The sequence below is a fragment of the Streptomyces sp. NBC_01016 genome (assembly GCF_026341035.1).
GTDB lineage: Bacteria > Actinomycetota > Actinomycetes > Streptomycetales > Streptomycetaceae > Streptomyces.
Window position 1 is genome coordinate 2,917,711 of record NZ_JAPEOQ010000001.1, and the last position, 12,541, is coordinate 2,930,251.

The 12,541-nt window shown below is 67.6% G+C and carries 18 protein-coding genes; 14 read left to right on the plus strand and 4 right to left on the minus strand.

All coding sequences use genetic code 11. From position 1 onward, the window contains the following. Window positions 1–36 precede the first annotated feature (36 nt). Window positions 37–363 carry a WXG100 family type VII secretion target gene (locus OG746_RS13615; RefSeq protein ID WP_266714845.1) on the plus strand — a complete coding sequence of 109 codons (327 nt, stop codon included), beginning with the start codon at window positions 37–39 and terminating at the stop codon, window positions 361–363. 106 nt (window positions 364–469) lie between these two features. After that, window positions 470–760 (plus strand): WXG100 family type VII secretion target, encoded by a 291-nt coding sequence (locus tag OG746_RS13620; protein ID WP_266714846.1) that lies wholly within the window; start codon window positions 470–472, stop codon window positions 758–760. A gap of 148 nt (window positions 761–908) precedes the next feature. Here the strand turns inward: OG746_RS13620 and OG746_RS13625 are convergent, their stop codons facing one another. After that, complete coding sequence (locus tag OG746_RS13625; protein WP_266714847.1) at window positions 909–1,193, minus strand: hypothetical protein; 285 nt, start codon at window positions 1,191–1,193, stop codon at window positions 909–911. 103 nt (window positions 1,194–1,296) lie between these two features. Here OG746_RS13625 and OG746_RS13630 point away from each other — a divergent pair, with 103 nt between their 5' ends. After that, entirely contained in the window at window positions 1,297–1,935 is a 639-nt protein-coding gene (locus OG746_RS13630; protein WP_266714848.1) for a hypothetical protein, read from the plus strand. 97 nt (window positions 1,936–2,032) lie between these two features. Here OG746_RS13630 and OG746_RS13635 read toward each other — a convergent pair whose 3' ends face one another. Then, on the minus strand, window positions 2,033–2,389 hold the full coding sequence (locus tag OG746_RS13635; protein WP_266714849.1) for a hypothetical protein: 357 nt from the start codon (window positions 2,387–2,389) through the stop codon (window positions 2,033–2,035). 68 nt (window positions 2,390–2,457) lie between these two features. Between OG746_RS13635 and OG746_RS13640 the strand changes: the two genes are divergently transcribed. The 8 genes from OG746_RS13640 to OG746_RS13675 all read left to right on the plus strand — a co-directional run bounded on the left by OG746_RS13640 (window position 2,458) and on the right by OG746_RS13675 (window position 8,355). Beyond that, window positions 2,458–3,117, plus strand: coding sequence for a hypothetical protein (locus tag OG746_RS13640; protein ID WP_266714850.1), 660 nt, complete (start codon window positions 2,458–2,460; stop codon window positions 3,115–3,117). A 145-nt stretch (window positions 3,118–3,262) separates the two neighbouring features. Next, complete coding sequence (locus tag OG746_RS13645; RefSeq protein WP_266714851.1) at window positions 3,263–3,595, plus strand: type VII secretion target; 333 nt, start codon at window positions 3,263–3,265, stop codon at window positions 3,593–3,595. A 2-nt stretch (window positions 3,596–3,597) separates the two neighbouring features. Beyond that, on the plus strand, window positions 3,598–4,848 hold the full coding sequence (locus OG746_RS13650) for an amidase domain-containing protein (protein WP_266714852.1): 1,251 nt from the start codon (window positions 3,598–3,600) through the stop codon (window positions 4,846–4,848). A 56-nt stretch (window positions 4,849–4,904) separates the two neighbouring features. Beyond that, on the plus strand, window positions 4,905–5,261 hold the full coding sequence (locus OG746_RS13655) for a hypothetical protein (RefSeq protein WP_266714853.1): 357 nt from the start codon (window positions 4,905–4,907) through the stop codon (window positions 5,259–5,261). 102 nt (window positions 5,262–5,363) lie between these two features. Beyond that, window positions 5,364–6,098, plus strand: a complete 735-nt coding sequence (locus OG746_RS13660) for a WXG100-like domain-containing protein (protein WP_266714854.1) — start codon at window positions 5,364–5,366, stop codon at window positions 6,096–6,098. Further along, a complete protein-coding gene (locus OG746_RS13665; RefSeq protein ID WP_266714855.1) occupies window positions 6,095–6,748 on the plus strand; it encodes a NucA/NucB deoxyribonuclease domain-containing protein in 654 nt (217 codons plus the stop codon). The genes OG746_RS13660 and OG746_RS13665 overlap by 4 nt, the downstream gene beginning before the upstream one ends. Before the next feature lie 74 nt (window positions 6,749–6,822). Further along, entirely contained in the window at window positions 6,823–7,632 is an 810-nt protein-coding gene (locus OG746_RS13670; protein WP_266714856.1) for a hypothetical protein, read from the plus strand. Between the two features lie 6 nt (window positions 7,633–7,638). Then, on the plus strand, window positions 7,639–8,355 hold the full coding sequence (locus OG746_RS13675) for an SMI1/KNR4 family protein (RefSeq protein ID WP_266714857.1): 717 nt from the start codon (window positions 7,639–7,641) through the stop codon (window positions 8,353–8,355). A 106-nt stretch (window positions 8,356–8,461) separates the two neighbouring features. On the opposite strand, the gene OG746_RS13680 is transcribed toward OG746_RS13675, so the two are convergent. Both OG746_RS13680 and OG746_RS13685 read right to left on the minus strand, forming a co-directional pair. Beyond that, window positions 8,462–9,046, minus strand: coding sequence for a hypothetical protein (locus tag OG746_RS13680; RefSeq protein WP_266714858.1), 585 nt, complete (start codon window positions 9,044–9,046; stop codon window positions 8,462–8,464). A 77-nt stretch (window positions 9,047–9,123) separates the two neighbouring features. Next, window positions 9,124–9,771 (minus strand): hypothetical protein, encoded by a 648-nt coding sequence (locus OG746_RS13685; protein WP_266714859.1) that lies wholly within the window; start codon window positions 9,769–9,771, stop codon window positions 9,124–9,126. Between the two features lie 222 nt (window positions 9,772–9,993). Between OG746_RS13685 and OG746_RS13690 the strand changes: the two genes are divergently transcribed. The 3 genes from OG746_RS13690 (at window position 9,994) to OG746_RS13700 (ending at window position 12,540) form a co-directional block, all read left to right on the plus strand. After that, on the plus strand, window positions 9,994–10,671 hold the full coding sequence (locus OG746_RS13690) for a hypothetical protein (protein ID WP_266714860.1): 678 nt from the start codon (window positions 9,994–9,996) through the stop codon (window positions 10,669–10,671). A 264-nt stretch (window positions 10,672–10,935) separates the two neighbouring features. Continuing rightward, complete coding sequence (locus OG746_RS13695) at window positions 10,936–11,220, plus strand: DUF6317 family protein (RefSeq protein ID WP_323179681.1); 285 nt, start codon at window positions 10,936–10,938, stop codon at window positions 11,218–11,220. Between the two features lie 99 nt (window positions 11,221–11,319). Then, window positions 11,320–12,540, plus strand: a complete 1,221-nt coding sequence (locus OG746_RS13700) for a putative T7SS-secreted protein (RefSeq protein WP_266714862.1) — start codon at window positions 11,320–11,322, stop codon at window positions 12,538–12,540. Window position 12,541: the final 1 nt, after the last annotated feature.

Sequence of the window (12,541 nt, forward strand, 5' to 3'; positions counted from 1 at the left end):
GGGACCGATGTCGAATTCTCATGGGGGCTAGTGGCCATGGCCGGTCAATTTAATGTGACGCACGAGGAGATGGTCGCGTTCAGCGGCCGTATCTCCCAGGTGAACGAGTCCATCCAGGGTGAGATCCAGCGACTGCAGACGGTGGTCGACTCGATCACCTCTGGCTGGAGGGGCCAGGCGGCCACTGCGTACAACAACCTGCAGAGCCAGGTGAACGAGGACGCCACCGCCCTCAACCGCGTGCTCAATGAGATCAAGGAAGCGATCGACTCGACGGCGTCGAACTACCAGACGTCCGAGGACGAGCAGGCTGCGTCGATCTCGCACGTCTCGTCGGGCGCCGAGGCCTCTCCCTTCGGATGAGCCTCCCCGGCCGCTGATCCTGCGCCGCCACAGAGCGGCAGCGAGCAGCGCGCCACCGTCGTAATCCTTCATCACCTTCCGTCCAACATCCCCCGGGGGAGACATCATGTCCGGTCAGGTTCTGGTTAATTTCCAGACCATTTCCCAGGCTTCGCAGGACGTCAAGTCCACGGCCAGTAACGTCCGCCAGCAGCTCGACGACCTCGAGGCCGGCGTCAAGAGGATCGCTGCGAGCTGGGAAGGTGCGGCCCAGGAGGGCTACCAGGCCAAGCAGCAGGAGTGGGACCGTCGCGCCGCGTCCCTCCACCAGACGCTCGAGTCGATCGCCCGCGCGCTCGACACGGCCGCCCAGAACTACCAGGCGACCGAGAGCCGGAACACCAGCGTCTGGTCGTAGCGCGTCGGCGCGCGGGTAGCGCGGACAGCGTCCAGCGCGCGTAGCGATACGTGACCGGGGGCGGCAGGTGCGGATGCATCTGCCGCCCCCGGTGGCATGTCCGGGCTCGTCTGCGCCGACGCGTCGTGGATTGCGTTGGTGGCAGGCTTCAGCGGCCCTCGAGCCACCCCAGGGCGATGATCACCAGCGGCGTGGCGACACTCAAGGCCAGCGCCCCGGCCGTCATGCCCGGACGGACCTCCTGGTAGCCCCGGAGCCCCAAGTAGGCGACGAACAGCGGCAGTACGAAGCCCAGCACGAGTCCGTAGTGCCACCCTTCCTCCGCGAGGAGGAAGACCGTCATGCTCCACCAGACGGGGACCGACACCAGGGCGAGCATGCGGCCCCGGGACAGGAACAGATCGAGGAACGCACCCTCGCCGAACACGCTCACGCTTTACGCCGCCTGATTGTCGTCACTGCTGGTGCTCTCTGGAACCCCGCTTCCGGGGCGATCCGTTCGGCTGACCATTCGCTCCCACTGAGGTACGAATCCGATGAACAAGGAATGCCGCAGCCAGATCGAACCGCACCTGCAGCTTGGCGAGCAACTGGTTGCCGTCTGCGAGTGCGAGTTGGCGCCAGGAGTACCCGACCAGCCGCTCTGGTTGACCCAGCCTCCGCAAGAGTCCGATCTCGAACGGCGGATCAAGGCCCGGCTCCCGGGAGCGGTTCAACGGTTCCTGCAGCACAGCCCGCCCAGGCCCATCTCCCGAGCCGAGCGCATCACAGGGGGCGTCGCCGACACCCTGGAGGGAGCTGAGAGGGCGATCAACAACGGAATCTCGCGCACCATGCATGGCGAAGGTCTGCACGGTGGCTGGGAGAGCCAGGCCGGCGAGTTCTTGGCCACGCACTACACCGCCACGCACACTCCCGCCTCCCAGCTGGCGGTCGCGTTCACCGGCCGCCGTGTGCTCGTCCTGGCGGATCGCGCGAAGCTGTGGCAGCTCAAGCGGTCGTACGAACCTCAGTGGGAGGCGCCGCGAACCGCTGTCGCCGGGGTCCGTGCGAACCCCAAGGGGGTTGTTCAGCGGGGGCGCTTCGAGCTCGTCTTTGCTGACGGCTCGTGGATCGCGCTGGTGGCATCGGTCCCGACCCACGCGGAACCGTTCGCCGCGCAGGCGGGTTCCTGAGGGTGGGGCGGGCCGCCCGGAGCGCGGGGCGGGCCGCCACCCCGCGCGCACGGACAAGCCGCCGTGCCGCCCTCCGCCGAAGGCCGGTCGGCGGACCTCACCCGAACATCGGCCCATCCCCCAACGTCGCAACCCCCGCCCCCACACAGATCGCCGCGAACGCCCACCGCGTCCGGCCGAACCGGGCCAGCAGAACCCCGAATCCACTCACCACACCGCCCGCGAGGTAGAGCGCCGTCCATACCCCGGCCTCGCTGCCCTGGCCGAGGCGGACGCCCGTGAGGACGATGGCGACGAGGGCGACCAGCGCGGAGATTCCCGCGGACACCCGGCGTGCCTGCCGGGCCGCGCGCCGGCGGTCCACCACGAGTCTCTGCTGCCCCAGACCCTGGAACCGCGCCTTCAGCGTCTTGGTCGCCGTCAGCTGTTCGTCGGATTCCGAGCCATAAGTCATGTCCCGGAGCCTAAACGTCACCGATCCCGCAGGCGCCGGGCGCGACAGGTTCCCTACACTCCCTGCCCATGTCGACACCTCACGGCCACGGCCCCGCACCCACCGCCACCGTCATACGTACTGGTCAGCGCAACGCCACCAAGGCGTTGCCGCTCGGCATCGTGCTGACGGCGGTGGGGCTGCTCGTACTGTTCGGCGGGGTGGCGATCACCGTCGGCCTCGGTGAGGACGGTCCCAGCCCCAAGGGCGTCGTCGGCATCGTCATGGGCCTGCTCATCCTCTTCGTCAGCGTCACCAGTCTCATCTCCGCCTGGGTGTCGCGCCGTTCGACGGTGGGCATCGACCAAACCGGCCTCTGGGTCAGCGACGGCAAGGTACGGGGCGTCGTCCCCTGGAACTCGCTCGCCGGCGTCGGCCTCCACTGGAGCAAACTCGGCCGTACGAAGGTCTACTCGATCGAGCTGTGCCCCTCGGGCCCCATCGACCGCGACGACCCGGTCCTGTGGCCCCTGGTCCGCGACGAGGCGCCCCTCCACCCCGACCTGCCCCGGCTGCGCCACCGCCTCCCCGTCCCGCCGGGCTCGCGCGACGCGGTCGTCGCGGCGATCCAGTCGTACGTGCCCCAACTGTGGCTGGGCGAGGCAGAACGCGAGTCCGGGCACATGGGCGCGCCGGACCGGAAGGGACACCGGGAGCGGACGACGCGGCTGCGCGGCCAGGCCCGCTGATCCGAGGCCCGCTGATCTGGGGCCCGCTGATCCGGGGCCGGTACTCCGGAGCCCGTACTCCGAGGCCCGTACGATGATCGCCGGATTCGAACCGGCGGGACAGCGGTTCACAACCGGTTCACAACGGGGGAGTTGTCCAACGCCCATGGCAGACATCGACATCAATGCCGCACGCGTACGCGCCACGGCCCACGACACCGAGTCCCTGGCCCGCCAGACGGCCAAGCGCCTCGGCCACGCACTCGACACCAGCGACGAGGTGCCCGCCTCCCACCACGGCCACGGCTGGCAGAGCCCGGCCGAACTCAAGGCCTGCGCGCGCAAGTGGGAGGACCACATGGTGTCCCTCGCCAAGCGGATGGGCGAGCTGAGCGACAAGTTGCGGGATTCCGCGGACAGTTACGATCGCGCGGACGCCGAGGCCGAATCGCGCCTGCGCGCCGGCCTGACCGGTCTGACCGACCTCGGGAGGGCCTGACCATGGTCTCGTACGAGGGTGTGAACACCGCCCATCCGAAGACCTGGGCCACCGCGGCCGACGAATGGCACGCCCTCGCCAAGCACGCCCTGGACGCGGCGAAGGACCTGCGCGAATACGGCACCAAGCCGCTCGCCGACAACTGGACGGACGAGGTCGGCGCCACGGCGGCCGCCGAGTTCGAGAAGCTCGCGAACCAGCTCGAGTCGGCGTACGACATCCTCCTCGCGGTCAACATGGTCGCCGACGGCATGACGACCACCATCGAGACCGCGCAGAGCACCCTGCACGCCGCGTTGGACCTCGCGGCCCGCCACGGCCTGGAGATCGCGGCCGACGGCACGATCTCCGATCCCCGTGGGGAGAGCGAGGGGACGGAGTCGTACCGGGCCGAAGTGCAGGACCTCATCGACCAGGCGACCGAACAGGTCACCACCGCCGACGAGTTGGCCGCGGCCGAGTTCGCCAAGCTCGCCGCCCAGACCGGTGTCACCGACCCGGACAGGGCGCTGGGCGACCTCCAGGAGCACGCCTCCCACGTCCAGTTGAGGATGCTCGCCGCCGACATCCCGGTCGGCGAGGACAAGGCGACGGCCCGCCGCTGGTGGAACGGCCTCACGTCCGAGCAGCGCAAGGACATGATGCTGGCCCAGCCGGTCGCCCTCGCCAACCTCGACGGCATCCCCGCCGACGTACGCCAGGAACTGCGCGGCACCGACGGCAAGTACGACCGCGTGAAGATGGTCGAGTACGCCCTCGCCAACTGGAACAAGGACGACCCCACCGACTTCGGCAACAACTGCGCCAACTTCGTCTCCAACGCCCTGCTGCACTCGGGCATGAAGGAGAAGACGAACTTCTGGGGCCCGGCCGACGACGACAACTGGATGGTCGGCCCTCGCACCGGCGTCGACGCGATCGACAAGCGACTCGCCTACTCCGACACCTGGGCCGCCGCCGAGAACCAGCAGAACTTCATGCTCGCGCACGGCGGTTCAGAGATCCCGCAGACGGAGGCTAAGCCGGGCGACATCATCTACTACGAACAGGCTGGCACCGGCGACACCGCCGAGAAGGGCAATACGCACCACGCGGCGATCGTCACCGCGGTGATGCCGGACGGCGAGATCAAGTACACCCAGCACAACAACGAGTACCAGAACGTCAGCCTGGAGGGCCGCCTCCCCTCGACCGAGAAGGACCAGGGCGACCAGAACCTGCGCTTTGTGCGCCCCAGCCCGGACTGGTACTGATGCCCCCGTCCTCCGTCCGGCGCTGGTGTCTCCAACTGCCGCTTCTAGTAACGCTCTTGGTCCTCACCTCGGCGGCCCTGCTGGCGGCCCACTTCTCCTTCGATGGCGACACGTACCAGAACTGCCGTTACCTGGGCCCGTCCACGCGCATGTACGTCACGGCCTGGGCTGCTCCGCTGTGTGGATCGGCGGCGGTGGTGCTCCTGTTGGCCCTACGACGGGTGGAGCGGCGGTGCGGTGGCGAGCGGCCGGGGGAGACGTGGCGGGGGCGCCGGGTGGCGGTGGCGGCGGTCTGCCTCGTCCCGGTCCTCCTGCTGGTCCAACTCGCGTCGCTGTACTGGGTGTACGCGCCGGACCCGGCTGGTGGGCAGGACTGTTCGGGGCTGACAGTGACCGGCCACATACCGCGCTGAAACACGCCCTCGCACGATGAGGAAGCGCCACCTCCGGGCAACTATCCTTCGAACAACTGTCACAGGTAGGGCAGTTGCGCCACGGGGATACAGGGGGAGCGCATGGCCATCGAGTTACCGGACGAGCTTGTCTGGGTCATGGACCTGATGGGTCTGAACTGGCCCCAAGTGAACGAGGACGCGGTCCACGAGTTCGCCGGACACGTCCGCACCTTCGCGGGCGACATCGGCGCGTCGCAGGAGCAGGCCTCCGAGACCATCAATGCCATGGCGGCCTGCTACGAGGGGTCGTCGTACGACCGGCTCGCCGAGACCTGGAGCCGGCTGGCGACCAGCCACATGACCGAGCTGATCCAGGGATGCGAGATGGCGGCGGTCGCCCTGGAGGTCGCGGCGGCCATCATCGTCGCGGCCAAGATAGCCGTCATCGCCCAACTCATATTCATCGCCGCCCAGTTGGCGGTGGCGGCCGCGACGGCGATCGTCACTCTCGGGGCGGCCGCAGCGGCCGAGGCGGCACTGATACAGGTCACCAAGAAGGTGGTGAACGAACTCCTCGAACGCGCCCTGGAAGAGGTGATCGCACACCTCGCGACCCAGGCCGTCGAACCGCTCGAGGAGATCGTGGGACGCGCGCTGAAGGGCCTGGTCCTCAAGGGCGTCGAGTCCGCCAGCGAGGCGATCGCCGGACCTGCCGACGCGGGCGGCGGCACCGGCTTCTCCATCCACCCGGACGAACTGCTCAAGCACGCCGACGACTTCAAGAAGCACTCCGAGGCCGTCGCCGGACATGCCGTCAAGTTCAGCAGCGCGGCGTCGGGAGTGTCGTTCGGATGAGCCACCCGATAGCCAAGGCGCTCGAAGACGCCGCACAGCGCATGGGCAGGAAACTCGGCAAGGATGCCGCCAAGGCCGTCGGCGACATGTACAGCCAGGTCGGGGACGGCACCAAGAAGGTCGTCAAGAACATCCAGGACGCGGACGGCCAGCACGCCCACGAGCTCATCAACCTCGCGAACAAGGTGGCCAAGAACGGCGGCGAGACCGGTAAGGGCTCGCGACGCAGAATGCGGGAACAGGCCGCCGCGCGAGGGGACTTCAACCAGCGCACCGGCGGACAGAGCGAATACGACGCGGAACTGGTCCTCGACAGGAACAAGTACCCCGAGTCCGCCCAGCACATCGAGGACGCCCAGAACGGCACCGTCTGGCGTGGCGATGACAGTCGGCAACGTGCGCCCAAACCCGACGTCCTCACCATCGACAGAAACGGGGCGGACGACAACCGTGCCGACTCGCTCCGCGGGATTCCGACCGACAGTCCGCGGGACCGGGACGAATACCCTCCGGCCATGTACAAGGAGGGAGGAACGGGCGCGAGTGTCCGTTACATCGCGGCGAAGGATAACCAAGGATCGGGCTCGGCAATGGGAAGTGCTGTACGCGGCTTACCGGATGGCACCAGAGTCAAGATCTCGGTGCGCTAGACAGCGCCTGGAGGAGAAGGCGCGCGACGCACCGGGAAACTGCCGTTCCAGAGGCCAAAGGAGAGAATGACCTCATGAACTCTGCCGAGAGGTTGATCTCACATGCCCGTGAGGGGCACTTCCAGGAGGCACTGCCACAGCTGCTCGAGATCGCTCGTCGGCCTGGTGGCGCCCGGGGCCCCGTCTGGGAAGCGGCCGCCGCGTCGATCCAGATCCTGCTGTGGTTGGACCGCCCCGGTGAAGCCGCGGATCTGGCCGAGTCGTTGATCCGGACGGACGGCCCGAGCGGTGGCGAACTGTGCGACCAGGACATGCCGTTCGAGGAGGCACTCCTGGCCACCCCGGATAGCGCCCCAGAGGTCATTGCGGACCGCCTGGCCACGGTGGCGGAGACGGTGCCGACCGGCCGCAACCTGCAGGAGCAACTGTCCTGGCTTTCCGGGCAGCTTCCTCAGCGCCCTTTGGAAGAATTGCTGCCGGGGTTCAGGCCTTGGGGCGTACCGCTTCCGCCGTCGGGCGCCAAGCACCGTTCTCCACTCGTGGAGCGTGATTTCGAAACGCTCACCGCCGACGAACAGCACGTCGTGTGGATGTCGTTCAGGACCGCCAACGACTTCCCGCGCGCACACGATCTCGTCGTACAGGGCGGGCACACCCCGCCGCGCTACGCCGAGTGCTCCTGGATGGCAGGATGGTACGCGGTCGAAGGAGACATCGAGCGCGGCGAAGCCATGATGCTCGCCGCACACAGCCGATGGCACCCGTACAAGAAATGGGATGCCATCCCGACGGCTCCCGTCCTTCAGCCCACTCTCCGCCTGGTCACCACCGACCGAGTGCGGGAGCACTATCTGACACGGCCCATCGGCCCGGAAGCGAAGTGATTCGGAATGTCCGACGACGCAACGCCTGACGGCGCAACGCCCAAGGACTCAACGCCTGACGGCGCAACACCCGACGGCGCGACGTCCGCCGGCGCACTGGAACGGCTGCTGAGCCGGGCCCGCGGCCCCATGGGCCCGGCCATCGACCTCGACTTCGGCTGGGAAACCGGCCCCCTCGCCGAACTCGGCACGGTCCTCTCCAGCATGAACGGCTTCTTCCTCTTCAACGCCGGCGTCCAGGTATTCCGCGCGGGTGACGAGGGCCTCGGCCCCGACCTGCTTTCCTGGAATGCCGAGGAAACGTGGAAAGACACCTACGACGATCTCGCTGACGACATCTTCTGTTTCGGCCAGGACCTCTTCGGTACGCAATTCGGCATCATCGACGGCGCGAAGGTCGTCACGCTCAACCCGGAATCCGCGGAACTCACCGAACTCGGCACCAGCCTCGACGACTGGGCGGCCTGGCTCCTCGAAGACCCCGACGTCAACGGCACGGCAAGTTTCGCGTACGCCTACCAGAAGGCGAACGGCGCGCTGGACCCGGCCGAGCGCCTGATCCCCCGCCGCTTCTTCGTCGCGGGTGGCGGTTACGACTTCGACAACTTCAAGGTCGTGGACGCGGCGACCGCGATGCGGATCCGGGGGCCGATCGCGCAGCAGGTGTTCGACCTTCCGGACGGGGCGACGCTACGACTGCCGAGCCCGAACCCCTTCGGGTGACGCTGCGGCCGTGGTGCTTAGGGCAGCACCACGGCAACCACCTTGTGTCAGTCGCGGACGCGGGTGGGGGTGGCTTCACGGCCGAACGAAGTGGTGGAGCGTAGCCCTAGGAGAACCTCGGCTCGGGCCACTTGCCGTTGTCCAACCCGGCCAGCCTCGACAACTCCGCACACTCCGGCCCCAATCCCCGCCGCCGTGACTCCAACTTCCCCCAGTCGTCCGGCTTTACGAAGAGCATGGCGTCGGTCGTGGGGGAGATGACGACCCCGCCGTACGGGAGATCACCGGCCACCCAGCCCCCTTCGTCGAACCCTGCCGGCCACCGCGTACTTCCCGCGGCATTGACCCCACGCATCAGCGGAGCACCGTGCTGCCCCCGAATCGACACATGCAGCGCGAACACGACCCCGTAGATCTTCCCCCGCTCCTCCTTCTTGGCGACCCGTGAGTAGTAGGTGAGCGGGTAATGACGCAAAACCCTTTTGCAGGCGAAGAGTCGGGTCGCAAACCTGAGGCGGAGCACGGTGTGGATCAGAACGAACAGACCGGCGACAACCGGCAGCGCGGCGAGCGTGGATTCCTGCACCACGCCCAGCCTGATGCAGGCGATCGGCCCGACCATCAGCGTCACGATCAGACACAGACGGAATGCGACGAACTTCGCGATGGCCCGGAAGTTGTGCGACAGCACCCGCTCCACGTCGGGTGCCGCGGGAACCGTGGCGGTACTTGAAATCTCTGCGCTCATGGCGAGTTCGTGAGTTCCCTTTACGCTCGGGCCGTGCGTGCGGCTTGACGTTCCCTGACCTCCATGAGGTTCACGCCGCCGGGAAGCGCCAGCACCCCTGGCCCCCAGTTGTCCCCCGCGTGCCACGCGCCGTGCTCCATGGCCTCGGGCCACCGGCGCTTACGGGGCACGCCGCCGGCGGACATGAGGTCACTCCACTCGTTGCGCGCACCTTCGTCCCCGATCCGCAGCCGGACGGGCACCCCGCTCGGGTTGGTGACCTGATGCTGCCTGCGTACAGCGGAGACGATCCGCCAGGGGCGCCGCTCGAGCACTCGCCGCATGCGCTTCAGCGACCGGAGCGAGACGACGTACAGGTACAGCTGACACAGGTAGACCAGGAAGACCACCGCCCCGACCATCCCGAGCAGGTTCCCGCCGCTTCCTCCGCCGCGGCGCCCCTTGAAGCGGACGTCGGACAGGCCGATGACCCCGAAGCCGTCGAGCAGACTCAGCGCGACGAACGAACCCACCCAGAAGACGGCCCAGAGGGTGAGGCGCACTCGTATCTTGCGTCTGGACTTCGTCCAGGCGGCGCGGGTGCCGGGATCGTCGAAAGCGCATTTCGTCAGGGGGAGTTGTGGCGCGAGTTGCGCCTCCTGAGTCTCGTCGGCGGCCGCACCGTGCATGATTCGATCTCCTGGATGCTCGACTGCATCGGGCCCGGACAGAGCAGCCTGAGCGAACACCCCCGGACACATGTCAACGCAGCGTCTCAACGCCGCTCCGGAACCCTATCCAGACGGCTCGGACTCAGCAGGCCCCTTTCGCTGGTCGCTGGTCGGACCCCCGGACCATCTGGGATCATCCCGTACTCGCCACTTCGACAGCACAGGAGTCGTGCCCGTCCTATGAACCTCGCCGAAGCCAAGAGTGCGATCGCAGCCGCGCGCGCCGAGGACATGGCCCCTCGCGTCGGCGCCCTTCTCCCGCCAGGAACCCCCGTCACCGGCCCCTTCGCCATCAACCGCCTGGATTGGTGGCGGGAAAGGGAGCCCGTCGCTCCGGCCGACCGGCGTCCGGAGGTATTCGGTGATGTCGGCAACCCCGTCGGCACTGGGCAGAAGGCCAAGGTGGTGGCCTCGACGTTGTTCTGGGGAGATGAGAACGCCTCGACGAGCGGCCCCAAGCGCATCTGCGACGACCCGGGAAAGCGCGAAAAGTACAAGCGCCGCAAGCGCGGCTTCTGGGGAGGCTGGGACAGCCTGGCAGGGCAATTGGAAATCGCGATTCAGCCCCGCTCCCGCTGGTGGTACGTGTACTCGTTCCTCGTCCTGACCCCCGACGGGCTGCAGGTCTTCTACGCGCCCAGTGCCGTTATGCCCCCTTCTGGCATCGCAGATGAAGGCGCCGAGGTCGGCTGGTACTGCCCCCGCTCTCAACTGGCATGGATCCGCCGTCAGAAGAAGGAGCAGCTTTTCGAGTTCGGCTTCGCCGACGGATCCTGGGCCACGCTCAATCTCCCCGAGCACGAAGCGTTCACCACGCAGGTGTCGGGCATCCTCCCGGTCGGCGCGACCAGGCCGTAGTTGTCGCCCGCGATGTCGGTTTGTTCGGTGCGCACGGACGGCCGTGGACGTGGTGAGGGGGCAGGCCGCCACTGTGGTTTCTCTCCCGTAGGCGTGGGAGTGGTGTGCCCGTGAGGGGTATGCGCTTTCTTCTGTTTCTTCCATAGGCGAGTAAAGATCGAACCAGATGCGCATCGCTGTGTGGGGCCGGAAGTCTCCCCTCCGATAATCTGCCCGGCAGTGCCCGATCGCGGTAACGACGGCAAACGGGGGAGGTGCACGGGGCTGATGGACTTCCAGATCGACACCGATCGCATGAAGACATTGATCGGCAGGCTGGACCAGGTGGACGACCGCATGCGGGATGCCCAGCAGCGGCTCAACAAGGTGGGCCCGAAGGGCCTCGGTACGGACGGCCTGGATGACGCCTGTGACGACTTCCAGGACGACTGGGGCGACGGCATCAAGCGGATCGCCGACTCCGCCAAGACGCTGCACGAGGGGCTGCAGAAGACCCTCGATGCCTACCTGACGACCGATCAGGACATCCAGAAGGGCTTCAGCCAGTAGGAGCTCCACCAGGACCTGCGGCCGCCGCGGTGCCGACACCCCGCGCTGGAGCAACTGGCACAACCGGAGCAGCACACGTACACGTAACGGGAGAGGACGATGGGGATATTCGACGATCCCGGCTGGCCCGGTCTGAAATTCAATCCCGCCAAGGGCGATCTGCACACGATCGAGTCGCTGGCGTACGACGTCAAGACGGTCGGCGACGAGCTCGACGAGTTGCGGGAGATGCTCACGAGTATCGGGAAAACCGACGGTGTGTGGGACGGCGAGGCAGCCAAGAAGTTCCAGGGCAAAGTCGGCGAACTACCCAAGTACCTTCGGCAGGGCCACGAGTCGATGAACGCCTGCTCCAGGGCGCTGCGCGGCTGGCACGACGAGCTGCAGACGCTGCAGCGGCAGGCCAAGAGCCTCGACGACCGCGCGGTCGACGCCCGCAGGCTGCTCGACCAGAAGAACGCCGACGTCGACCGAGTCAACAGCAAGATCGACAGCGTACGGTTCCAGCAGATCAGCGAGGAGCAGGCCAAGACGTTGTCGGAGGAGGCCGATTCCGCATCGAATGCGGCCCAGCACGCGGCGAACGAGCTTAAGATCCTGATCCAGGACGGCGAGGCGCTGCGTGATTACTGGGAGGAGCAGGCCGGCAAGGCGGAGCAGGCCATACGCGAAGCCTCGGAGAACCGGCCGCCGGACATCAGCATCTGGAACAAGATCTCGGACGGCCTGAAGGGCGCCTGGGACGGCTTCACGGACTTCCTCGCCGACCACGCGGACCTGTTCTCCAAGATCGGATCCGTGCTGTCCATCTTGTCCTTGGCGACCATGGCCATCCCGCCCGTGGGGGCGGTGTTCGGGGCACTGGCCATCGGCGCAAGCGCGGTCGCTCTGGCCGGCTACGCGGCCAAGACGGCACGCGGCGACAAGGTCGGAGTGATGGACTGGGTCGGTGCGGGCCTTGGTGTGCTGCCCGGTGTCGGAGCGGTCAAGGGACTGACGGCGGGAGCGAAGGCGGCCAAGGCGGCGGCGACGGGCGAGCGGCTCGCAGGTGTCTTCTCGCACGCCGACGAGGTGGCGACCTCGGTCAACGTGGCCAGGGGGATGGCCAGCGGCGTGATGTACAAGGGCCTGGCGCGGGCGGGCAAGGGGCTGGGGCTCGGCGAGGAGGCCTTGGACGTCGGCAGCGGGCTGATGCGCGGAACGATGGGCGGCATCAAGGGCGTCGGCCTGGTGCACGGCCTCGTGTCGGGCGGATCGAGTACCCAGTCGGCGAGCGCACCGTCCAGTAACGCGTTCATGTCGGCGGCGGGGGCGGCGTAAC